Origin of the sequence: Falsihalocynthiibacter sp. S25ZX9 (genome assembly GCF_041205405.1) — a bacterium.
GTDB classification, from domain to species: domain Bacteria; phylum Pseudomonadota; class Alphaproteobacteria; order Rhodobacterales; family Rhodobacteraceae; genus Falsihalocynthiibacter; species Falsihalocynthiibacter arcticus.
This window is the reverse complement of the sequence record NZ_JBGFCD010000100.1, coordinates 1-365: the sequence shown is the minus strand read 5'-3', so window position 1 is coordinate 365 and position 365 is coordinate 1. Positions and strand designations below refer to the sequence as shown.

General features: G+C 59.5%; 1 pseudogene. It reads right to left on the bottom strand.

The features are described from left to right. Positions 1-168 precede the first annotated feature (168 nt). A pseudogene (locus AB9F29_RS21460) lies at positions 169-365 on the bottom strand (formylglycine-generating enzyme family protein); the annotation flags it as partial.

Below are 365 nucleotides of genomic sequence, written 5' to 3'. Positions count from 1 at the left end.
CTGGCCAACGCTTGCACTGGATGCAGACATTGTGCAGCAAATGGGTGGACAGGTGGGGATCATGCAAAGCATGCCACGTTGCAACATTGCCCTATGCCAGATCGATGGCCGCCCGTTGCCGATCGCCGCGGCACGCTTTGTTAGCCAGTTGGGTGCCAGAATCGGAGCTTAAACTCCGGGAACAGGGGTGTCTGTCATGAGGCGTAGGCCAAGGTGCGCTGGGGGCGACCCGACGGCGCATCCGCCGCGCGCGGGATCGCGAGTGAAAATCGTGATGGCTGCGATGTGTTCACCTGCTACAAAATAGGCGGGGCATTTTGCCAAATCCGAATTACCCGAGTCTCCCGAGTAACAATCGGCGGTCC